The sequence below is a fragment of the Kineococcus sp. GCM10028916 genome, from assembly GCF_042674865.1.
Classification (GTDB): domain Bacteria; phylum Actinomycetota; class Actinomycetes; order Actinomycetales; family Kineococcaceae; genus Kineococcus.
This window is the reverse complement of the sequence record NZ_JBHTFM010000013.1, coordinates 163,808-184,664: the sequence shown is the minus strand read 5'-3', so window position 1 is coordinate 184,664 and position 20,857 is coordinate 163,808. Positions and strand designations below refer to the sequence as shown.

Below are 20,857 nucleotides of genomic sequence, written 5' to 3'. Positions count from 1 at the left end.
CGTTCGGGCGGTTCGCCGCTCGGATCAGTCACCATGGGGTATGGTGTAATTGGCAACACGGCTGTTTCTGGTACAGCTATTCTAGGTTCGAGTCCTGGTACCCCAGCGCTTGTCGCAGACGTCGACAGTCCGGAGCACACCGCTCCGGGAGGTAGACTCTCCGAGGCGGGTTCCGGGAACGGAACTCCTGAGCTAGGGCCCCGTTGTGTAGCGGCCTAGCACGCCGCCCTCTCACGGCGGTAGCGCGGGTTCGAATCCCGTCGGGGCTACAGATCAAGGCTCCCGGTCACTGACCGGGGGCCTTCTTCGTTGCCCGGCAACCGGTCAGGTCTGCGGTGCGAGGGCCGCGCCGAAGGCGGCCGCCGTGGCGAGCACCGCGTCGGCGTGACGACGACCGGGGTGGCGACCGAAGCGCTCCGCGGGGCCGGACACCGAGACGGCCGCCAGGACGCGCCCGGAGGGCCCCCGCACGGGCGCGCTGACCGAGGCGACCCCGGCCTCCCGTTCACCGCTGGAGTGGGCCCAGCCGCGCCGCCGGACGCCCGAGAGGGCGCTGGCGTCGAAGCGTGCGCCCATGAGCTCCACCGAGAGCCGCTCCGGGTCGTCCCAGGCGAGCAGCACCTGGGCCGCGGACCCGGCGGTCATCGTCATGGAGGCGCCGACCGGGACGGTGTCGCGCAGACCGTGCAGCCGTTCGGCGACGGCGATGCAGATGCGGTGCTCGCCGTGGCGGCGGTAGAGCTGCGCGCTCTCGCCCGTGGCGTCGCGCAGGGCGCTCAGCAGCGGTCCCGCGACGGCCACCAGTCGGTCCTCGCCGGCGGCGGCGGCGAGCTCGGCGTGCCGGGCTCCCAGCACGAACCGGCCCTGCAGGTCGCGCGCCACGAGGCGGTGGTGCTCGAGGGCGACGGCGAGGCGGTGCGCCGTGGGGCGGGAGAGACCGGTCACCGACACCAGCTGCGCCAGGCTCGCCGGGCCGGCCTCGAGCGCGCCCAGCACGAGCACCGCCTTGTCGAGCACGCCGACTCCGCTACTCTTGTCCACGAAGCGATACTGGCGTCTCAAAACGTGAGACGCAAGTGAGGGGAGCGGAGCATGGCACGCACGCTGGCGGAGAAGGTCTGGGACGACCACGTCGTCCGCAAGGGGCAGGACGGGGAACCCGACCTGCTCTACATCGACCTCCACCTCGTCCACGAGGTGACCAGTCCGCAGGCCTTCGACGGGCTGCGGATGGCCGGACGTCCGGTGCGCCGTCTCGACCTCACCATCGCGACCGAGGACCACAACACCCCCACCGCCGACATCGACCGTCCGCTGTCGCTGCTCGAGGACAAGGTCTCGGCCAAGCAGCTGCAGACCCTGCGCTCCAACTGCGAGGAGTTCGGCGTCCGGCTGCACCCCCTCGGTGACGCCGAGCAGGGGATCGTGCACGTCGTCGGCCCGCAGCTGGGCCTGACCCAGCCGGGCATGACCGTCGTCTGCGGTGACTCCCACACCTCCACCCACGGCGCCTTCGGCTCGCTGGGCATGGGGATCGGCACCAGCGAGGTCGAGCACGTCCTCGCGACGCAGACGCTGCCGCTCAAGCCGTTCCGCACGATGGCGATCACGGTGAACGGGACGCTGAAGCCCGGCACCACCGCCAAGGACGTCATCCTGGCCGTTATCGCGGAGATCGGGACCGGCGGGGGACAGGGCTACGTCCTGGAGTACCGCGGTGAGGCCATCCGCAGCCTCTCCATGGAGGGCCGCATGACCATCTGCAACATGTCGATCGAGGCCGGTGCCCGCGCCGGCATGGTCGCCCCCGACGACACCACCTTCGAGTACCTGGAGGGGCGTCCGCACGCTCCGCAGGGCGCGGACTGGGACGCGGCCGTGGAGTACTGGCGGACGTTGCGCACCGACGACGACGCGGAGTTCGACGCCGAGGTGGTCCTCGACGGGAACCTGCTGGAACCGTTCGTGACCTGGGGGACCAACCCCGGGCAGGGCGTCCCGCTGTCGGGCTCCGTCCCCGTCCCCGAGCAGATCGGCGACGACGGCGTCCGTCAGGGCGTCGAACGGGCGCTGGAGTACATGGGCCTCGAGGGCGGGACCGCCATGCGCGACATCGCCGTCGACACCGTCTTCATCGGTTCCTGCACCAACAGCCGCATCGAGGACCTGCGGGCCGCGGCGGAGGTGGTCCGGGGCCGCACGAAGGCCGACTCCGTGCGCGTGATGGTCGTCCCGGGCTCGGCGAAGGTCCGCCTGCAGGCCGAGGCCGAGGGGATCGACACCGTCTTCAAGGAGTTCGGCGCCGACTGGCGCTTCGCGGGCTGCTCGATGTGCCTGGGCATGAACCCCGACCAGCTCGCCCCCGGCGAACGCTGCGCCTCCACGTCCAACCGCAACTTCGAGGGCCGCCAGGGCAAGGGGGGGCGGACCCACCTGGTCAGCCCCCTGGTCGCCGCCGCCACGGCCGTGCGGGGGACGCTCAGTTCCCCCGCCGACCTCGAACCCGCGCTCTGAGAGGGGACCACCATGGAGAAGTTCTCCGTCCACCGCGGTGTCGGGGTGCCGATGCGCCGCACCGACGTCGACACCGACCAGATCATCCCCGCCGTCTACCTCAAACGGGTCACCAAGACCGGTTTCGAGGACGCGCTCTTCGCCGCCTGGCGGGGCGACCCGGGCTTCGTGCTGAACCAGGAGCCCTACCGGGCCGGGTCCGTCCTCGTGGCCGGCAAGGACTTCGGCACCGGGTCCAGTCGTGAGCACGCCGTCTGGGCGTTGCGCGACTACGGGTTCAAGGCCGTCCTCGCGCCCCGCTTCGGCGACATCTTCCGCGGGAACTCCGGCAAGCAGGGGTTGCTCGCGGCCGTCGTCGCGCAGAGCGACATCGACCTGATCTGGAAGGCGCTGGAGGCGCACCCGGGGACCGAGGTGACCGTTGACCTCGTCGAGCGCATCGTGCAGGTCGACGACTTCACCGCCCCCTTCGAGGTCGACGAGTACGTGCGCTGGCGGCTCATGGAGGGCCTGGACGACATCAGCCTGACCCTTCGCCACGCCGACGCCATCACCGACTTCGAAGGCCGTCGGCCGTCGTTCAAGCCGACCACCACCCCCCTCGCACCGACCGTCTGATCCCCTCGCGGACGACCCCGGACTCCCGCTGCGGCGCAGCGGGACCGGGGTCGTTCTGCGTCCTGACCCGTTGCGCGGCAACCCTTCCGACGAAATCCCTTGCGGCACGGGCGGACCCGTCGCCGGCTCCGTGGGAAGCCCTGCGGCACAGTCGGGGCGGTCGTCGGGGAGGCGAGGTGTGCTGCGGCGCAACGACTCGCCGCCGGGCCTGTGGTGGACTCAGGTGATCGTCGGTCGTACCGTTTCCTCGTCGGGCTCCTGCTCGGCCAACCACGGACGACCCGTACCCCCCTGGAGGAGCCCCCGTGAACAAGGCAGAGATGGTGGACGCGCTCGAGGTGACCCTCGGCGGTCGCAAGCAGGCCGTCACGGCCGTCGAGGCGGTCGTCGAGCTCATCACGCTGACCGTCGCCAAGGGTGACAAGGTCGCGATCAGCGGTTTCGGCACCTTCGAGAAGCAGGCCCGCAACGCCCGCACCGGTCGCAACCCGCGCACCGGTGAGGCCGTCAAGATCAAGAAGACCTCGGTGCCCCGCTTCCGCCCGGGCACGGCCTTCAAGGAGGTCGTCTCCGACACCAAGGCGCTGCGCGCCTTCCAGGCCGCGGCGAAGGAGCGCGCGGCCGCGGGCGGTGTCGCGCCCGCCGCGACCTCCACCACCACCACGACCAAGAAGGCCGCTCCGGTGGCCCGCAAGGCGGCTCCGGTCAAGGCCGCCCCGGCCCGGACCACCACCACGGCTGCGAAGAAGGCCGCTCCGGCGACCCGCACCGCGACCACCGCCGCCGCCAAGAAGGCGGCTCCGGCCAAGACCGCCACCACCACCCGTCGGGTCGCCAAGAAGGCCTGACCCGCGACAGCAGGAGGCCCCCGGACCCACTGGGTCCGGGGGCCTCCTGCGTGGTGGCGGGATCAGTCGCGGAAGGTCTCGATCTGCGCGCCCAACGGCGTCAGACGTTCTGCGAGCTGCTCGTAGCCGCGGGCGATGATGTCCACGTTGCGCAGCACCGAGGTCCCCTTCGCCGCCAGCATGGCCAGCAGGACGACCACGGCGGGACGCAGGGCCGGCGGGCAGAGCACCTCGGCGCCGGACCAGCGGGTCGGGCCCTCGACGAGGACCCGGTGCGGGTCGAGCAGCTTCACCCGCGCGCCGAGGCGGTTGAGCTCGGTGAGGTAGATCGCCCGGTTGTCGTAGACCCAGTCGTGGACCGTCGTCGAACCCTCCGCGCTCGCCGCGATGACGGCGAAGAACGGCAGGTTGTCGATGTTCAGGCCCGGGAACGGCATCGGGTGGATCTTGTCGATCGGCGCCTTGAGCTCCGAGGGGAAGACCGTGATGTCGACCAGGCGGGTGCGCCCGTTGGCCGCGGTGTACTCCGGCGTCAGGTCGTACTTCAGGCCCATCTCGGACAGGATCGCGAGCTCGATCTCGAGGAACTCGATCGGTGCCCGGGTGACCGTGAGTTCGGAGTGCGTGATGATCGCCGCGGTCAGCAGGCTCATCGCCTCGACCGGGTCCTCGGAGGGGGCGTAGTCGACGTCGACGGAGATGTCCTTGACGCCGTGCACGACGAGGGTCGTGGTGCCGATCCCGTCGATGCGGACCCCGAGCTGCTCCAGGAAGAAGCAGAGGTCCTGGACCATGTAGTTCGGGCTCGCGTTGCGGATCGTGGTGATCCCCTCGACGCGGGCCGCCGCCATGAGGGCGTTCTCGGTCACGGTGTCGCCGCGTTCGGTCAGCACGATCGGGCGCTGCGGGGAGACGCTGTGGTCGGCCGTCGCGTGGTAGAAACCGGTCGTCGCCGTGATGGACAACCCGAAGGGGCGCAACGCGACCATGTGCGGCTCGACCGTGCGGGTCCCGAGGTCGCACCCACCGGCGTAGGGGAGGGCGAACTCGTCGTAGCGGTGCAGCAACGGCCCGAGCATCATGATGATGCTGCGGGTGCGACGGGCGGTCTCGCCGTCCATCGCCTCGAGGTCGAGGGTGTCCGGCACGTCCAGGACGAGGTCGGCCTCGTTGATCCACTCGTACTTCACGCCGATGCTGGCGAGCACGTCGAGGATGCGGTGGATCTCGAGGATCCGGGCGACCCCGCGCAACGTGGTGCGGCCCTTGTTCAGCAGCGCCGCGCACAGCAGGGCGACGCCGGCGTTCTTGCTGGACTTCACCGCGATGCTGCCCGACAGCTTTACGCCGCCGTGCACGCGCAGGTGCGTCGGCCCGGGACGCCCGATGGAGACGATGTCGTCCTGGAGGGCGTGACCGACGCGTTGGAGCATGTCGATCGAGACGTTCTGCTGCCCCTGTTCCATGCGGTGGACGGCGCTCTGGGACGTGCCCAGGCGTTCCGCGAGCTGGACCTGCGTGAGGCCTCGGTGCTTGCGGGCGTCGCGGATGAGGGCGCCGATCTGCGACAGGTGGTCGCTGCTCGACGTCATCTGCTCGGTGGAGACTGCCATGCCGGAACCGTATCTCATCGATGAGATAAACCTGTCCAACCCCTGATTCCCGGGCGTGTCACGGCGCTGACCCCTTCGTCAGCGTGACACACGCCCGGGACGATCCCCTTCCTGCGACGCGCGTGTCCGTCAGACGGTTCCCTCGCCGGTCCGGGCGTGGGCCTGGCCGTGGGCCAGCGCGCGGTCGAGGGCCTGCGAGAGGTCGCGCCACAGGTCCTCGACGTCCTCGACGCCGACGGAGAGGCGCAGCAGGTCCTCGGGCACGACGGCCGGCTCGTTGCCGTGCCGGCGGCGACGCTCGATCAGGGACTCGACCCCGCCCAGGCTCGTCGCCGGGACCCACAGCGCGACGGCGTCGACGACGGCGTCCGCCCCCGCGGCACCTCCGACGACCTCGATCGCCACCAGGGCGCCGAACCCGGACATCTGGCTGGCGGCGAGCGCGTGACCGGGGTCCTGCGGCAGGGAGGGGTGGCGGACCCGCGTCACGGCCGGGTGGGCGAGCAGGCGGCGCGCGAGGTCGGCCGCGGAGGCCTGGGAGCGCTCCAGGCGCAGCGGGAGGGTCCGGATGCCGCGCAGGGCCAGGAAGGTCTCCAGCGGGCCCGCGATGGCCCCGTGGAAGGTGCGGTGGGACGAGAGCGCCGCCAGCGTCGCCTCGTCGCGGGCGACGACCGCGCCCAGGACCACGTCGGAGTGCCCGGAGAGGAACTTCGTCACCGAGTGCACGACGACGTCGGCGCCGAGCTCGAGCGGCTGCTGCAGCAGCGGGGTGGCGAAGGTGTTGTCGACGGCGACGACCGCGCTGTGCTCGTGGCCCAGCGCGGCGAGCGCGGCGATGTCCGCGACCTCGAGCAGCGGGTTCGTCGGGGACTCCAGCCACAGCAGCGTCGGGCCCGCGGTGGCCGCCAGGGCCGTGCGGACCTCGTCGAGGTCGGTGATGTCCACGGGGCGCACCGTGATCCGTCCCTGCGCGGCCAGCAGGCCGGTGAGGGAGTGGGTGCCGTTGTAGGCGCCGTGGGGCACGAGGACCGTCCCGTCGGCGGGGACCAGGTGGACCGCGGCCGACACCGCCGCCATGCCGGAGGCGAAGACCAGTGCGCGGCCACCCTCCAGCTCACCGATCGCCGTCTCCAGGGCGACCCAGGTGGGGTTCGCGAACCGGCCGTAGCCGAGCGAGGCCTGACCCAGCGAGCCGCCCCCGACGAACGTCGCGGACAACGACACCGGGGTGTTGAGCTCGCTGTCGAGCCCGCGCGGCGGACGACCCGCCACGACGGCCAGCGTCGCGGGCGACAGCGGTGCCGTGGTCGCGGGCGACAGCGGTGTCGTGGTGGCGGGGGAGAGGGGGGTGGTGGAGGACACGTTGTCGGGCACGCCCGAAGACAACCACACCGCGGGTAGGGTCGGCGCCGATGAGCAGCCAGCACAAACCCCGCGTCGCCGTCGTCTTCGGCGGTCGGTCCTCCGAGCACGCCATCAGCTGCGTCACCGCGGCGGGCGTGCTCGCGGCCCTCGACCGCGACGTCTACGACGTCGTCCCGATCGGGATCACCACCGGCGGACGGTGGGTCCTGGTCGAGGACCCCTCCCAGTTCAGCCTGGAGGACGGGAAGCTGCCCGAGGTGCCGGCCGCCGGCGCCCCCGTCTCGCTGTCCTCCGACGTCGACTCCAACGCGTTGCAGCGCTTCGAGAACGGTGACGTCACCGAGTTCGGTGCCGTCGACGTCGTGCTGCCCCTGCTGCACGGCCCCTTCGGTGAGGACGGCACCCTGCAGGGGTTGCTGGAACTCTCCGACACCCGCTACGTGGGGTCGGGGGTCCTCGCCTCCGCGGCGGGGATGGACAAGCAGGTCATGAAGCTGCTGCTCGCGGGGCAGGGGTTGCCCGTCGGGCCGTGGACCTCCTTCCGCGCGCGCCGTTGGAACACCGACCGCGCCGCCGTCGTCGCGGAGGTCGAGGCGCTGGGCTACCCCGTCTTCGTGAAACCCGCGCGCGCGGGGTCGAGCATCGGGATCACCCGCGTCACCTCGCCCGACGGCCTGGAAGCCGCTGTGGCAGAAGCGATCTCCCACGACCCGAAGGTCGTCGTCGAGGCCGCGCTGGTCGGCCGCGAGATCGAGTGCGGAGTTCTCGAGGACCTCGACGGTGGTGAACCCCTCACCAGCCTGCCCGGCGAGATCGAGATCGTCGGTGGTCACGACTTCTACGACTTCGAGGCGAAGTACCTCGACTCCGGCAACGTCCGGCTGACGTGCCCCGCCGACCTGCCCGACGACGTCGTGGCGGCCGTGCGCTCGACCGCGGCGCGGGTCTTCGAGGCCATGGGGGCCGAGGGGCTGGCCCGCGTCGACCTGTTCGTCGACCCGACCCGGGGCGCGGACGGGATCGTCGTCAACGAGATCAACACGATGCCCGGGTTCACCCCGTTCTCGATGTACCCGCGGATGTGGGCGGCCACCGGCGTCGACTACCCCGAGCTCGTGCACCGGTTGCTGCAGCTGGCGTTGAAGCGGCCCACCGGGTTGCGGTGACGACCCGACGGCGGGGCCTCCTGGCGTTGACGGCCGCCCTCGCGCTGAGCGGGTGCGGGGGTCCGTCCTTCGCCGACTCGGTGCCCGCCCTGGCCCAGGACCAGACGCCGACGGACCAGTTGCGCACCGGTCTGGACGGCATCGCCGCGGACTCGACCCGCTACCTCGGGGGGACGCAGGTGGCCGAGTACTGGGTGGGTCTGGACGGTGAGCGGATCTGCCTCGTGCAGTCCCTGCGGGCGACGCAGGTCCTGGGGTCCTCCTGCACGGACGCCGAGGAGTTCCAGCGGTCCGGTCTCGCGGTCAGCACGACCTCCGGCGCGACGAGCGCCACGGGTCTCCTGGTCCCGGAGGGTCTCGACCCGGCCGACGCGGCCGGGGACGAGGAGTGGGTGGCCGTGAGCGACAACCTGTTCGCCCCCGCCGGTGAAGGTGAGCCCACGGCCCCGCCCGGGTGACGTCCGGGTGGTGTCCCGGTGAGTTCCTGGTCACGTCGGGGGGACCCGTCGGGACACGTCGGCGAAGCCGGGGCACCATGTCGGGGTGAACGCTGCCGGCCCCGGTTCTCCGGTGCGGAACCTCCCCGCGGGAGCCGCCGGTGCCTCGGCGATCCCCCGCCCCGCCCCGGACCCGGAGGTCGCCGCCGCGCTGCGGGTGGGTGACCCGCTGGCCGAGGCCGCGGCCGCCGCCCTCACGGCGGACCCGTCGCTGCGGGCCCAGGTGGACCTCGGCCTGCGCGCCGGGCTCCGCGCCCTGCGCGACCCGCACCCGGCGATCGCGGCGCTGCTGGGCGAACTGGAGGCCGCGTGCGCCGCCGTCGACGACGGGCTCCTCGAACGGGGCAGCCGGCCCTACTTCACGATCCCGTTCCCGGCCCACATCTACGACCTCGGCGCCGGGGCGCTGATCCGCTCCTACGCACCCCCGGAACCCGCGGCGCTGCTCGTGAGCACGGGTGAACTCGTCGAGCGCACCTACCGGCGGATGCTCGACACCGCCCACTGGATCAACCTCTGCATGCTCCCCGGCGGCTTGCGCCGCGGCGCGCCCGGCTACGTCGCCACGGCCGAGGTGCGGCTGCTGCACGCCCGCATCCGCAACGGGCTGGCCCGGGCGCGCCCCGAGGCCGACGTCCTCCCGCTGCACCAGGTCGACCTGGCCCGGACGTGGCTGGACTTCACCCTGGTGACCATCGAGGCCGCGGCGACGATCGGCATGGACCTCACGGACGAGGAACAGCGCACGCTGTACCGGTTCTGGCGTCACCTCGGACGACTGCTGGGCGTCGGTGACGGAGCCGATCCCGGGTTGTTGCGCGGCGTGTCCGACGGGGTCGGCGCGGCGCGGCTGGAGCGACGGCTGGCGGCCGTCACCGGAGCGCCCAGCGAGGACTCGCGACGGCTGACCGAAGTGGGCCTCGGCGCGATCGCCCAGGCCCTGCACGACCTCGGCGGCGTACCGCTGTGGGCGGCGGGGCAGCTCGTGCACACCGTGTCGCGCCGGATGCAGGGCGAGGAACTGGCCGACGCCCTCGGTGTGCGCCGCCACCGGACCGCGCTGGCCGTCGCCCCTGTCGCGGTGGCGGTCATGCGGGCCCACCGGCGCGCCTTGCGGCGCGTGCCGCCGCTGTGGTCGGTCGTCGTCGGCGTCAACGTCGTGGCGGCCCGCTGGCACGCCCGCAGCCGACGCGACGCGACGGGCTACCAGCACGGCTGAGCCCGGCGCGTCGCCCGTACCGTGAGCGGGTGGTGGACGAGAACAGCGAACGGCGTCGGGCGGACGTCACGACGGTCGAGCTGGTGGGTGGTGTCGAAGCCCTCGACCTCCAGCTGCACGAGCACGACGAACGGTGGGCGCAGGCCTACCGCGAGCACGAGCGGCGGATCCGGGACGCCCTCGCGGGGGTGGACGTCGAGGTCGAGCACATCGGTTCCACGTCGGTCCCCGGACTGGCGGCGAAACCCGTCGTCGACATCGTCGTCGCGGTGGACGACATCACCGCCGAGGAGGACTACCTCGACGGCCTGCTCGCCGCCGGGTACGTCCTGCGGGTGCGCGAACCCGGGCACCGCCTCGTGCGCACGCCGGCCCGCGACGTGCACGTGCACGTCCTCCAGCGCGACGACCCCGCCGTGGACGAGTACCTCCTGCTCCGCGACCACCTGCGCTCCGACGCCGAAGACCGTGCCCTGTACGAGAGCACCAAGCGGGCCCTGATGACCGGGCGGTGGGACGACACGAACGCCTACGCCGACGCCAAGACGGACGTCATCGTGGCGATCAAGGCCCGCGCCCGGGCGGCCCGGGGACGAGGGTGAGCCCGGTTCAGAGGCAGGTGCGGGTCTGCGGGATCGCGGAGACGGCGTCGGCCAGGTCGACGAGCTGAGAGGGCGCCTGGTCGCTGGTCAGGGTCGAGCTGAAGCGGATCGTCACCTCGACGGCAGGGGTCCGGCCGTAGGTCAGGAAGCGGACGGCGCGGTCGTTGGCCGCGTCCTGCACCCAGTCCACGCTCGGACCGGCGTCGGGGCCGACGGGGATGCACGCCTTCGTCGTCGGACCCAGGACCAGCGCGCCGCACCGCAGGACGATCTGGTCGCCGCCCCAGGACGTGACGCCCTGCGCCCCCTGCTGCGTCCGCCCGAGGGTCCCCAGCGTCTGCGGGAGAGCCCCCAGCAACGTCGTGCACGCAGGATCGGAGGCCTCCGGGGCCGCCTGCACCCCCCGGGAGTTCGCGAGGTAGGCCCAGACGGCCGCGGCGACGACGAGGGCGACGACCAGCGCGACGACCAGGGGACGCGGGCGGTGGCGGGGCGGGGTGGTGACGGGACCTGGCTCGGACATCGCCCGTAGTGTGCCCCAGTGGTCACGGTGCTGGTCGGGGAGCTGGACGAGACGGCACTGCTGGCACGGGTGATCCCGCTGCTCCCGACGCGGGCGCTGCTCGGCCCCGGTGACGACGCCGCCCTCGTCGCGGCCCCCGACGCCCGGGTCGTGGCCACCACCGACGTCCTCGTGGAGTTCCGCGACTTCCGGCGCGACTGGTCCACCGGCGCCGACGTCGGCTGGAAGGCCGTCGCGCAGAACGTCGCCGACGTCGCCGCGATGGGCGCGGTCTGCACCGGGCTGCTCATCACCCTCGGCCTGCCCGCCGACCTCGAGGTGGCCTGGGTGGAGGACTTCGCCCGCGGGGTGGCCGCCGCCTGCGCCGCCTTCGACGCCGTCGTCGTCGGCGGGGACCTCTCCGCCGCGTCGGAGGTCTTCGTCTCGGTGACGGCCCTCGGCGACCTCGGCGGGGCCGACCCGGTGCTGCGCTCGGGGGCCCGCGAGGGCGACGTCGTCGCGGTGGCGGGGGTGCTCGGCCGGTCCGCGGCGGGTCTGGACCTGTTGCTGCGCGGTCGACTCGACGGCCCCGAGGACCTCCTGAGCGCGCACCGCCGACCCGTCCCGCCGGTCGCCGCCGGCCCCGCGGCGCAGCGTGCCGGGGCGAGCGCGCTGATGGACGTCAGCGACGGGTTGCTGCGCGACGCGGGCCGGATCGCCGCCGCCAGCGGGGTCACGCTGGACCTGGCCACGACCTCCGGGGCCGCGCCCTGGATCGCCGACCTGGTCCGCACGGCCGGTGACCGGGCGGAGGAGTTCGTCCTGACGGGAGGCGAGGACCACGCCCTGCTCGGCTGCTTCCCCGCCGGCGTCGAGCTGCCGGAACCGTTCGTCGCCGTCGGGCGCGTCCTCGCCCGCGGCGAGCACCCCGTCCTCGTCGACGGGGTGCGCTGGGGCGGGCGGGGGACCGGCTGGGACCACTTCGCGCGCTGACCGGGTGCTCCGACCTCCGAGCCGACCGGAACGCACCGCGGGGCCGGTCCCCCGAGGGGAACCGGCCCCGCAGGGTCGATCAGTGCAAGGTGGTCAGCGCGTGACCTTGCCCGCCTTCAGGCAGGAGGTGCACACGTTGAGGCGCTTGGGGGAACCGTTCACAGTGGCCCGAACCCGCTGGATGTTCGGGAGCCACATGCGGTTGGTCCGCCGGTGCGAGTGCGAGACGCTCTTGCCGAAGCCAGGGCCCTTGGCGCAGACGTCACAGGTGGCAGCCACGGGGAACTCCTGAAGTCGAACGAAATGTGGTGCGTCCCGACGGGGCGCACGATGTCCGGACTTCCGGACACCGACGAACACGATAGCCGAGACCCGCGGATGCGAGAAACCGGACCCTTCGACCGGCCCCGCGTCGCCCGCTCGGCCGCTACAGAGGAGGACCCCACGCGTCGATCCACCACCGTGTCCCGAGCCTCGCAGCAGCGCCGGACCGCGAGCGACCCGACGGTCTGCGCGCGCCCCGGCGCGCCCCGGCGCGCCTGGTGGACGGCCCGGGACCACGTCCCAGCGGCCCGGGCCGTCGGCGTGATGACCACCGCGGCGAGCCTCTACACCATCCTCAACGGCATCGTCTCACCGGAGACGATGGGCACCCGGCCGGGCGGCTGGGTGGTGACGGGGACCTTCGCCGTCGTCGTCGTGTGCTGTGGGCTGTTCCTCGCCGTGGCCCCTCGGCGAGCCCCCGGCTGGGCCCCGGCGGCGCTCGCGGGCCTGGCCGGGCTGATGGTCCTGGTGCTCGACCTGTGGACCGACGACGCCTCCTTCGGGGGGCAGATCTACCTGGGCTGGCCCGCGATGTTCGCGGCCTTCCACCTGCGTCGCCTCGCCGCCTGGTTGCTCACCGCGCAGGCCGTGGCCGCCGACGTCGTCCTCATGGGCGTCGAGGAGGGAACCGTCGGGATCTTCCGCGACAGCCCGGCCCACCTCGTCACGTTCTGCCTGATCACCGCGCTGCTCACCACGGCCGGGGAACGCCAGGAGCGCCTGACCGCGACGTTGCGCGCCCAGGCCGCCGAGGACGCCCTCACCGGACTGACCTCCCGCCGCGCCTACGACAGCGCGCTCGCCGCGCACGTGCAGGCGGGGACCGTCGACGGGTTGCTGCTCGTGGACGTCGACTCCTTCAAGGCGGTCAACGACACCCACGGTCACCCCACGGGCGACGCCGTCCTGCGGATCGTGGCCGGCGAGCTGCGGGCGGTCTGCCGGGCCGAGGACGTCGTCGCGCGCCTCGGCGGGGACGAGTTCGCCGTCGTCCTGGTCCGCTCCGGACCCGACTCCGGACCGGACGCCGGTGCCGAGCGGGACCTGCGGGCCGTCGCCGACCGCTTCCACCGGGCGGTGGGGGCCTCCAGCGTCCCCGGGGACCGTTCCCACCGGCTCTCGATCAGCGCCGGGATCGCCCGGGCGGAGGTCGGGGAGAGCGCCGAGGACCTCGTCGCCCGGGCCGACGCCGCGCTGTACACCGCCAAGCGGGCCGGACGTGACCGGGTCGTGGACGCGCCGCCGGTCGGTGCCGTCAACGGGGGGTGGAGCGGGCGGTAACCTGCCCGCGTGGACGACCTGGACGCACCCCTGTCCAGCCGGCTGCCGCGGGGGAAGGGCAACAGCAAGAAGGCCAACCCCGCCAAGTTCCTGTCCGAGGGCCTCGGGCTGGAGACCGTGCGGGACCTGCTGTGGCACCTGCCGCGCCGCTACGCCGACCGCGGCTCGCTGACCCCCATCCGCGACCTCGTCGAGGGCGAGAACGCGACGATCCTGGCCCAGGTCACCCACTACGGGGACCCGCAGCGCATGCGCGCCCGGGACGGCGTGCGCCTGGTCGTGACCCTGGGCGACGGCCGCGACACCCTGACCATGACGTTCTTCGCGAAGTTCGCCGGGCAGTTCCAGCACCAGAAGGACGACCTCGTCCCCGGCCGCCTCGTCCTCGCCTCGGGCAAGGTCGGGAAGTTCCAGGAGGTGTGGCAGCTCTCCCACCCCGACTACGAGGTGCTCGAGGACCCCGCCGAGGGCGCGGGCACCGTGGCCCGTCCGATCCCGCTGTACCCGGCGTCGAAGACGGCCCCCAACTGGCTGATCCGCCAGTGCGTCACCCAGGTCCTGGACGGCCTCGACGGCCAGCTGCCTGAGTTCCTGCCGCCCGAGGTCGTCGCCGACGCGGACCTGCTCGACCCCGTCGCCGCGCTGCGGGCCGTGCACGCCCCCCGCGACGAGGCCGAGCTCGAGGCCGGCCGGCACCGGCTGCGTTACGAGGAGGCCTTCGTCCTGCAGACGGCGCTGGCCCTGCGCCGGGCCTCCACCGCCCACCAGCGGGCCATCGCCCGCACGGCCTCCCCGGACGGGATCGCCGCCGCCTTCGACGAGCGGCTGCCCTTCCCGCTCACCGGCTCCCAGCGCCTCGTGGGCGAGGAACTCGCGGTCGACCTCGCGAAACCCCACCCCATGCAGCGGCTGCTGCAGGGTGACGTCGGCTCCGGCAAGACCCTCGTCGCGCTGCGCGCGATGCTCGCCGTCGTCGACGGCGGGGGACAGGCCGCGCTGCTGGCCCCGACGGAGGTGCTCGCGGCGCAGCACCTGCGGAGCATCACCGCGATGCTGGGCGACCTCGCCGGGGCCGGGACCTTCGACGCGGACCCCCGGGCCACCAAGGTGGTCCTGCTCACCGGCTCGATGGGCGCCGCGGCCCGCCGCGAGACGCTGCTCGCCGCCGCGAGCGGGGAGGCCGGGATCGTCATCGGGACCCACGCCCTGCTGCAGGAGCACGTCCAGTTCGCCGACCTCGGCCTGGTCGTCGTCGACGAGCAGCACCGCTTCGGCGTCGAACAGCGCGACGCGCTGCGGGCCAAGGGCAACGGCGTCCCGCACCTGCTGGTCATGACCGCCACCCCCATCCCGCGGACCGTGGCCATGACGCTGTTCGGCGACCTCGAGACCTCGGTGCTCACCGAACTCCCGCCCGGCCGGGCCGACGTGCAGACCGTCGTCGTTCCCCAGGACAAGCCCGCCTGGATCGACCGGACCTGGCAGCGGATCGCCGAGGAGGCCGCTCTCGGGCGCCAGTCCTACGTCGTCTGCGCCCGCATCGACACCGACGACGAGGGCGGCGAGGACGGGACCCCACCGGAACCGGGGGAACCCGGGGAGTTCGAGGAACCACCGCCCGAGGACGAACCCCGGGGTCAGCGCTCGACACCGGGGGGCAGGCCGGGCCGGCCGAAACCCCGGCCCGCGGCCGCCGTCAGCCAGGTCGTCGAGATCGTCCGCAACCACCCCGCGACCGCGGGTCTGCGCACCGAGGTCCTGCACGGCCGGCTCACCCCGGGCGAGAAGGACGACGTCATGAGCCGGTTCTCCGGCGGCGAGCTCGACGTCGTCGTCGCCACGACCGTCGTCGAGGTCGGGGTGGACGTGCCCAACGCCAGCGTCATGGTCGTCGTCGACGCCGACCGCTTCGGCATCTCCCAGCTGCACCAGCTGCGCGGGCGCATCGGCCGCGGCGGGTTGCCCGGCACCTGCCTGCTGCTCTCCGGCGCCTCCGAGGCGTCCCCGGCCGGACAACGCCTCGCCGCCCTCGCCCGCACCCGCGACGGGTTCGAACTGGCCCGCCTCGACCTCGAGCAGCGCCGCGAGGGCGACGTCCTGGGCGCCGCGCAGTCCGGGGAGCGCAGCTCCCTGCAGCTGCTCGGGGTCCTGCGCGACGCCGACCTCATCGCGCACGCCCGCGCCGCCGCGGTGACCCTCGTGGCCGCCGACCCCGACCTGTCCCGAGCCCGCCCCCTCGCCGCGGCCGTCGCGGCCCGGGTCAGCGGGGACACCGAAGCCTTCCTGGAGCGCGTGTGAGCAAGAAGAAGCCCCGTCCCGCCCGCCAGGTCGTCCTGGCCCTGGAGGGACTGCGGGTCGGCTACGGCGAACCCGTGTGCGCCCCCGTCACCGTCGACGTCGCCGCGGGCGAGGCGCTCTGCCTCGTCGGGGCCAACGGCGCCGGCAAGTCCACCGTCCTGCGCGCCGTCGCCGGTCTGCTGAAGCCGTTGAGCGGCAAGGTGACCCTGCGGGGGCAGGCCGTCGACGAACGCTCCGCGCAGTTCCGCCGCGAGGTCGCCTCCGTCTTCGACGAGGACGCCTGGTTCGCGGAACTCTCCGTGGCCGAGCACCTCGAGCTCGTCGCCCGCGGGCACGGGGTCCGCGACGTCGTCTCCGTCGTCGACGCCGAACTCGAGGCGCAACGCCTCACCGGTGCCGCCGACCAGCTCCCCGGGTCGCTCTCCAGCGGGCAGAAGCGGCGACTCCTCCTCGCCGCCGCCCTCGTCCGCCCCCGCTCCGTCCTGCTGCTCGACGAACCCGAGCAGCGCCTCGACCCCACCGGGCGCGAGGCGCTCGCGGAACGGCTCGTCGCCGAACGCGACGCCGGGACCGCCCTCGTCCTCGCCACCCACGACGTCGTCCTGCTCCGGGCCCTCGCGACCCGCGCCGTCGTCATCGACGACCCCGACGTCGCTCCGGCGTGCCGTGTCGTGGACGCCGACGAGGCCGCGCGGATCGTCAGCGAACCCGTGCGATGACGGACGTCGAACCCGAGGTCGAACCCTGGCCGGAGCTCGTCGGGCCGCTCGCCGACCAGCCCTACCCGACCCGCCGTGAACTCCTCGACGAGGCCGCCCCCTCCAAGGCCGCCCGCGGTCTGCGGGCCACCTTCACCGACACCTACACCGTCGTCCTGCAGGTCGGCATCGCGTTCCTGCTGCTGCTCGGGGGCAGCGGAGGACTGCGCAACGCCCTCCGCAGCGGCCTGGCCACCAGCGGCGACGGGCCGGGCTGGCTGCCCCAGACCTCCGCCGTCCTGCTCTCGGTCGGCTTGTCCTGCAGCGTCATCGCCTTCGGCCTCGCCGCCTGGTGCCGCCTCGGGCCCGTCAGCCTCGCCACCGCCCCCACCACCTGGTGGACCCCGCTGCCCGTGCCGCGCGCCGACCTGCTGCGGCCCGTCGTGCGCAACCGGGCCCTGGGCACGGCGCTCGCGGGCGGGCTGTTCACGGCGTGGAGCTCCTCGGTGGCCTTCGGGGTGGCGGGCGACCTCAGCGGCAGCACCGTCACCGGTGGTCTGCTCGGCGGGTTCGCCGTCGGGGCGGGCGTCGCCGCGGCGGGCTACGCCCTCGTCGTGCGACCGGCCGTGGGCGCCGGGGTCGAGGCGCTGCTGCGGGTGGGGCGGGTCCTCGACGGGATCGGCGTCGGGCTCGTCCTGGCCCTGGCGGCCTCGGCCGTGGTGGGGATCTCGGTGGACGCGGTGCACCCGCGGACCGTCGTCGTCCCGGCGGTCGTCGTCGGCGTGGGTGCGCTGGTGGCCCTCGTCCTGGTCGGCCGCCCGGCGTGGTCGTCGGTGGGCGAGATCCCCTCGCCGTCGCTGCGGCGCGGTGCGTCCCGGCTGGAACGCCTGACGTCCTCGGTCCTGCAGTTCGACATCCGCGAGATGGGTCGCGCGCTCTCGGCGGACTCCGGTGGCCGGGTGCGCCGCCGGGCCCGGTTCGAGCGCGTCACGGGTCCGGTCCGGGCCGTCATCGCCGCCGACCTCGTCCTGCTGCGTCGCCAGCCCCGCCGGTTGGTGACCGCCGGCGTGCTCGCGCTCGTGCCGTTCGTGCTGGCCGCGGGGACCTCCGCGCACCGCGCGGTCGCGGCGCTGCTCATCTGGATCGCGGGGTACGCCGCGGCGACGACGCTGTCCGAACCGGCCCGCGGGCTCGCGCTGGCGCCGGCGGCCGCGCGCACGCTGCCGATCTCGGCGACGAACATCGCCCTCGCCCGGTGGATCCCCGTCGCCGCGCTGATGGCGGTGTGGGGAGCGGTCGCCGTGCCGCTGGCGGTGACCACCTCCGGTCTGCTGCACGGAGAGACGCAGGGCACGGCGTGGTGGTCCTGGGCGCTGCTGGGGGCCCTTGCCGGGCCCGGGTTCGCCGCCGCGGGTCTGCGGGGCGCCGTCCGGCCGGACCCGGACCTGTCCGGCCCGGTGATCTCCACCGCGATGGGCGGGTTGCCGCCCGGGGCGGCCGCCGCGACGACGACCGGTCCCGACCTCGCGGTCCTGGTCAGCGTGCCGGTGCTGCTGGCCGTGCTCTCGCGCGCCGCCTTCGACTGGCTGCTGCTGGGCCAGCTCGCGGCGACCCTGGCCGCGTTCGGCATCGGCTGGGCCTACGCCGCGCACCGTGCTCGGAAGATCTCGTGAGCAGGTCCTCGTGACCCGGCTCATCGCCGGGACCGCCGGCGGACGGCGGCTGAAGGTCCCGCCGGGGGAGACGACCCGCCCGACCAGCGACCGGGTCCGCGAGGCGGTGTTCTCGGCCCTCGACGCCGCCGACGTCCTCGAGGGCGCCCGGGTGCTCGACCTCTACGCCGGCTCCGGGGCGCTCGGGCTGGAGGCGGCCAGTCGCGGTGCGACGCAGGTCGTCCTCGTCGAGGCCGCGCGGGCGGCCGCCCAGACCGCGCGGGCCAACGTCGCGGCGGTCGGGCTGCCCGGGGTCACCGTGGTGGCCGAGCGGGTGGAGAGGTTCCTCGCCTCGCCCGGCGCCGCGCTCGAGGGCGGCTGGGACCTGGTGTTCCTCGATCCCCCCTACGCCGTCGAGTCGAGCGAGGTGGCTACCGTGCTGGGCGCTCTCGTGCCCCTGCTGGCCCCCGCGGCGACGATCGTGGTCGAGCGGTCCTCGCGCACCGCCGAGCCGGTCTGGCCGGGGGAGTTCAGCGACGTGCGGCAGCGCAAGTACGGGGAGACCAGCGTGTGGACGGCGCGCTGTTAGCGTCGGTCCCGTGAGCCGTTGCGTGTGCCCGGGCAGTTTCGACCCCGTGACCCTGGGGCACGTGGACGTCCTGCTGCGGGCGGCGGGGATGTTCGACACCGTCTACGCCGGCGTCGCGGTGAACCCCTCCAAGCGTGGCCTGTTCAGCGGTCCGGAGCGGGTGGAGCTCGTGCGGGCCGCGCTGGAGGAGACCGGTGACCCGCGGGCCGAGCGCGTGCTCGTCGAGGAGTTCGCCGACGGGCTCCTCGTCGACCACTGCCGGCGCCTCGGCGCCCCGGTCGTGGTGAAGGGCCTGCGCGGCGGCGGCGACTACGCCTACGAGCTGCCGATGGCGCTGATGAACCGGCACCTGGCCGACGTGGAGACGGTGTTCCTGGTGGGGGACCCGCGCGTCCAGCACGTGTCGAGCTCGCTGGTCAAGGAGGTCGCCCGCTACGGCGGCGACGTCTCCGGTCTGGTGCCTGCGGCGGTGCGCACCGCGTTGGTCGCCCGGCTGGGGGAGAATGCGGACCCGGGACGTCCCTGAGGACGACGTCCCCGAGAACGCTGAGAAGCAACGGAAAGGCTGTGGCTGTGGAGGTGCACGAGAAGCTCGGTGAGCTCGCCGCGCTCGTGTCGGGGGCGCGCGGGGTCCCGTTGTCGTCGTCGGTGATGGTCGACCGCGAGCAGCTGCTCGCCCTGGTCTCGGAGGTGCGCCGGCTGCTGCCGGCCGAGGTCCAGCAGGCCGGTGACGTGCTGGCCCAGCGCGACGAGGTCCTCGCGGCCGCCCGGTCCGACGCCGACCAGGTGCTCGCCGAGGCCCGCGAGCGGGCCGAGGAGCTCGTGGACGCGCAGGCCGTCACGAAGGCCTCGCGCGAACGCGCCGACCACATCGTCCTGTCCGCCCGCGACGAGGCCAAGCGCCTGCGGGTCGACGCCGACGCGTGGGTCGACCGCAAGCTCTCCGACTTCGAGGAGGAGCTGGACCGGCTCAAGCAGCAGGCCCACCGTGGACGCGACCGGCTGAAGGTCCGCGGGGGCGAGGACGAGGTCCCCGGGGGGGCCACCGCGACGTCGCCGGAGACCTCCGAGGACGAGAGCGCGTCGTCCTGAGCACGATTGGGTCGCAGGGCACACCCTCGGTTACCCTTGGGGGCGGCCTCGGCGCGTGTGGTTCTGCCACCAGCGACGGGGTCTTGTGGTGTGTCGATGGAGTTCCAGCGGAGGTGTGGACGTGAGCAAGCAGAAGGTGCACGAAGGTCAGCTGGACCCGAACGCTCCGCTCGTGCTGTCCACGCACGACCTGGGCCGTCGGCCCGGCACGATGCGCACCTTGCAGCGCACCGTCCCGGCACCGGCCGAACTCGGGATCGCCGTCATCGGTGTCCCCGAGGGAGCTGACCTCGAGCTCGACCTGCGGATGGAATCCGTCATGGAGGGTGTGCTCGTCTCGGGCACCGTCCGTGGCACCGCCGTCGGGGAGTGCGGTCGTTGCCTCGCCGAGGTGACGCAGGACCTCGAGGTCACGGTGCAGGAGCTGTTCGCCTACCCCGGCAAGAAGCCGCTGGAACAGGCGGACGACGAGGACGAGATCCGTGAGGTCGCCCAGGGCGAGCTCGTCGACCTCGAACCCGCGGTCCGTGACGCGATCGTGCTGGAGCTTCCGTTCCAGCCCGTGTGCGACGGCCCCTGCCAGCAGGACTACGAGATCGGTGTCTCCGAGCAGGCGCCGCTCACCGAAGAACCGGCGGACCCCCGGTGGGCCGCTTTGCAGTCCCTGCTCGAGAGCAGTGACGACTCCCCGTCCGGAACCAGAGAGAAGAGCTGATCGTGGCAGTCCCGAAGCGGAAGATGTCCCGCAGCAACACCCGCGCCCGCCGTTCGCAGTGGAAGGCGACCGAAGAGACGCTGGTCCGCAGCAACGTGCGTGGCCAGGTCGCGTACTCGCGTCCGCACACCGCCCGGGTCGTCACCGACTCCGCCGGCACCCCGCTGTACCTGGAGTACAAGGGCCGCAAGGTCAAGGACCTCTGAGCTGACCGCTCAGCAGGCGCCCGCAGTCACGCCGGGCGGCGTCGGTGACGCCGCCCGGCTGACTG

The 20,857-nt window shown here is 73.5% G+C and carries 22 protein-coding genes and 2 tRNA genes; 19 read left to right on the top strand and 5 right to left on the bottom strand.

Going from position 1 to position 20,857, the window contains the following annotated elements:
* Window positions 1–34 precede the first annotated feature (34 nt).
* Together ACFQ46_RS12320 and ACFQ46_RS12315 are read left to right on the top strand one after the other, a co-directional pair.
* Window positions 35–106 (top strand) — tRNA-Gln (locus ACFQ46_RS12320).
* Window positions 107–196: 90 nt separating this feature from the next.
* A tRNA-Glu gene (locus ACFQ46_RS12315) sits at window positions 197–269 on the top strand.
* 55 nt (window positions 270–324) lie between these two features.
* Here ACFQ46_RS12315 and ACFQ46_RS12310 read toward each other — a convergent pair.
* A complete protein-coding gene (locus ACFQ46_RS12310) occupies window positions 325–1,041 on the bottom strand; it encodes an IclR family transcriptional regulator (protein ID WP_380259761.1) in 717 nt (238 codons plus the stop codon).
* A 51-nt stretch (window positions 1,042–1,092) separates the two neighbouring features.
* On the opposite strand from ACFQ46_RS12310, the gene leuC reads away from it, so the two are divergent.
* The 3 genes from leuC to ACFQ46_RS12295 all read left to right on the top strand — a co-directional run bounded on the left by leuC (window position 1,093) and on the right by ACFQ46_RS12295 (window position 3,980).
* Window positions 1,093–2,514: a 3-isopropylmalate dehydratase large subunit gene (gene leuC / locus ACFQ46_RS12305; RefSeq protein WP_380259760.1), complete on the top strand. Its 1,422-nt coding sequence runs from the start codon at window positions 1,093–1,095 to the stop codon at window positions 2,512–2,514.
* A 12-nt stretch (window positions 2,515–2,526) separates the two neighbouring features.
* Window positions 2,527–3,132 (top strand): 3-isopropylmalate dehydratase small subunit, encoded by a 606-nt coding sequence (gene leuD / locus ACFQ46_RS12300; protein WP_380259759.1) that lies wholly within the window; start codon window positions 2,527–2,529, stop codon window positions 3,130–3,132.
* Window positions 3,133–3,437: 305 nt separating this feature from the next.
* On the top strand, window positions 3,438–3,980 hold the full coding sequence (locus tag ACFQ46_RS12295) for an HU family DNA-binding protein (RefSeq protein WP_380259758.1): 543 nt from the start codon (window positions 3,438–3,440) through the stop codon (window positions 3,978–3,980).
* Window positions 3,981–4,042: 62 nt separating this feature from the next.
* Here the strand turns inward: ACFQ46_RS12295 and ACFQ46_RS12290 are convergent, their stop codons facing one another.
* Complete coding sequence (locus tag ACFQ46_RS12290; RefSeq protein WP_380162463.1) at window positions 4,043–5,572, bottom strand: helix-turn-helix domain-containing protein; 1,530 nt, start codon at window positions 5,570–5,572, stop codon at window positions 4,043–4,045.
* Window positions 5,573–5,722: 150 nt separating this feature from the next.
* Entirely contained in the window at window positions 5,723–6,967 is a 1,245-nt protein-coding gene (locus tag ACFQ46_RS12285) for a trans-sulfuration enzyme family protein (RefSeq protein ID WP_380259757.1), read from the bottom strand.
* A gap of 38 nt (window positions 6,968–7,005) precedes the next feature.
* Here ACFQ46_RS12285 and ACFQ46_RS12280 point away from each other — a divergent pair, with 38 nt between their 5' ends.
* From ACFQ46_RS12280 to ACFQ46_RS12265, 4 genes are all read left to right on the top strand, one after another.
* Window positions 7,006–8,124, top strand: coding sequence for a D-alanine--D-alanine ligase family protein (locus ACFQ46_RS12280; RefSeq protein WP_380259756.1), 1,119 nt, complete (start codon window positions 7,006–7,008; stop codon window positions 8,122–8,124).
* Entirely contained in the window at window positions 8,121–8,582 is a 462-nt protein-coding gene (locus ACFQ46_RS12275; protein ID WP_380259755.1) for a hypothetical protein, read from the top strand. Before ACFQ46_RS12280 ends, ACFQ46_RS12275 begins: the two co-directional genes overlap by 4 nt.
* 85 nt (window positions 8,583–8,667) lie before the next feature.
* Window positions 8,668–9,840, top strand: coding sequence for an oxygenase MpaB family protein (locus ACFQ46_RS12270; RefSeq protein ID WP_380259754.1), 1,173 nt, complete (start codon window positions 8,668–8,670; stop codon window positions 9,838–9,840).
* A 32-nt stretch (window positions 9,841–9,872) separates the two neighbouring features.
* Window positions 9,873–10,442: a GrpB family protein gene (locus ACFQ46_RS12265; protein ID WP_380259834.1), complete on the top strand. Its 570-nt coding sequence runs from the start codon at window positions 9,873–9,875 to the stop codon at window positions 10,440–10,442.
* A 7-nt stretch (window positions 10,443–10,449) separates the two neighbouring features.
* Here the strand turns inward: ACFQ46_RS12265 and ACFQ46_RS12260 are convergent, their stop codons facing one another.
* The gene (locus ACFQ46_RS12260; RefSeq protein ID WP_380259753.1) at window positions 10,450–10,965 is read right to left on the bottom strand and encodes a DUF3515 family protein; all 516 of its coding nucleotides are present in this window, start codon (window positions 10,963–10,965) and stop codon (window positions 10,450–10,452) included.
* A gap of 27 nt (window positions 10,966–10,992) precedes the next feature.
* On the opposite strand from ACFQ46_RS12260, the gene ACFQ46_RS12255 reads away from it, so the two are divergent.
* Window positions 10,993–11,937, top strand: a complete 945-nt coding sequence (locus ACFQ46_RS12255) for a thiamine-phosphate kinase (RefSeq protein ID WP_380259833.1) — start codon at window positions 10,993–10,995, stop codon at window positions 11,935–11,937.
* 93 nt (window positions 11,938–12,030) lie between these two features.
* Here the strand turns inward: ACFQ46_RS12255 and rpmB are convergent, their stop codons facing one another.
* Entirely contained in the window at window positions 12,031–12,216 is a 186-nt protein-coding gene (gene rpmB, locus ACFQ46_RS12250) for a 50S ribosomal protein L28 (protein ID WP_328292112.1), read from the bottom strand.
* A 183-nt stretch (window positions 12,217–12,399) separates the two neighbouring features.
* Here rpmB and ACFQ46_RS12245 point away from each other — a divergent pair, with 183 nt between their 5' ends.
* The 9 genes from ACFQ46_RS12245 to rpmF all read left to right on the top strand — a co-directional run bounded on the left by ACFQ46_RS12245 (window position 12,400) and on the right by rpmF (window position 20,792).
* On the top strand, window positions 12,400–13,542 hold the full coding sequence (locus tag ACFQ46_RS12245; protein ID WP_380259752.1) for a GGDEF domain-containing protein: 1,143 nt from the start codon (window positions 12,400–12,402) through the stop codon (window positions 13,540–13,542).
* Between the two features lie 9 nt (window positions 13,543–13,551).
* On the top strand, window positions 13,552–15,840 hold the full coding sequence (locus ACFQ46_RS12240; protein ID WP_380259751.1) for an ATP-dependent DNA helicase RecG: 2,289 nt from the start codon (window positions 13,552–13,554) through the stop codon (window positions 15,838–15,840).
* Window positions 15,837–16,559, top strand: a complete 723-nt coding sequence (locus ACFQ46_RS12235; protein WP_380259750.1) for an ATP-binding cassette domain-containing protein — start codon at window positions 15,837–15,839, stop codon at window positions 16,557–16,559. The genes ACFQ46_RS12240 and ACFQ46_RS12235 overlap by 4 nt, the downstream gene beginning before the upstream one ends.
* Complete coding sequence (locus ACFQ46_RS12230; protein WP_380259749.1) at window positions 16,556–18,211, top strand: DUF6297 family protein; 1,656 nt, start codon at window positions 16,556–16,558, stop codon at window positions 18,209–18,211. The genes ACFQ46_RS12235 and ACFQ46_RS12230 overlap by 4 nt, the downstream gene beginning before the upstream one ends.
* 10 nt (window positions 18,212–18,221) lie before the next feature.
* Window positions 18,222–18,779: a 16S rRNA (guanine(966)-N(2))-methyltransferase RsmD gene (rsmD, locus tag ACFQ46_RS12225; protein WP_380259832.1), complete on the top strand. Its 558-nt coding sequence runs from the start codon at window positions 18,222–18,224 to the stop codon at window positions 18,777–18,779.
* 10 nt (window positions 18,780–18,789) lie between these two features.
* Window positions 18,790–19,305: a pantetheine-phosphate adenylyltransferase gene (coaD, locus tag ACFQ46_RS12220; protein ID WP_380259748.1), complete on the top strand. Its 516-nt coding sequence runs from the start codon at window positions 18,790–18,792 to the stop codon at window positions 19,303–19,305.
* A gap of 41 nt (window positions 19,306–19,346) precedes the next feature.
* Window positions 19,347–19,871 carry a hypothetical protein gene (locus ACFQ46_RS12215; protein WP_380259747.1) on the top strand — a complete coding sequence of 175 codons (525 nt, stop codon included), beginning with the start codon at window positions 19,347–19,349 and terminating at the stop codon, window positions 19,869–19,871.
* A 121-nt stretch (window positions 19,872–19,992) separates the two neighbouring features.
* Window positions 19,993–20,586, top strand: coding sequence for a YceD family protein (locus tag ACFQ46_RS12210; protein WP_380259746.1), 594 nt, complete (start codon window positions 19,993–19,995; stop codon window positions 20,584–20,586).
* 2 nt (window positions 20,587–20,588) lie between these two features.
* Window positions 20,589–20,792 carry a 50S ribosomal protein L32 gene (rpmF, locus tag ACFQ46_RS12205; RefSeq protein ID WP_328292103.1) on the top strand — a complete coding sequence of 68 codons (204 nt, stop codon included), beginning with the start codon at window positions 20,589–20,591 and terminating at the stop codon, window positions 20,790–20,792.
* Window positions 20,793–20,857: the final 65 nt, after the last annotated feature.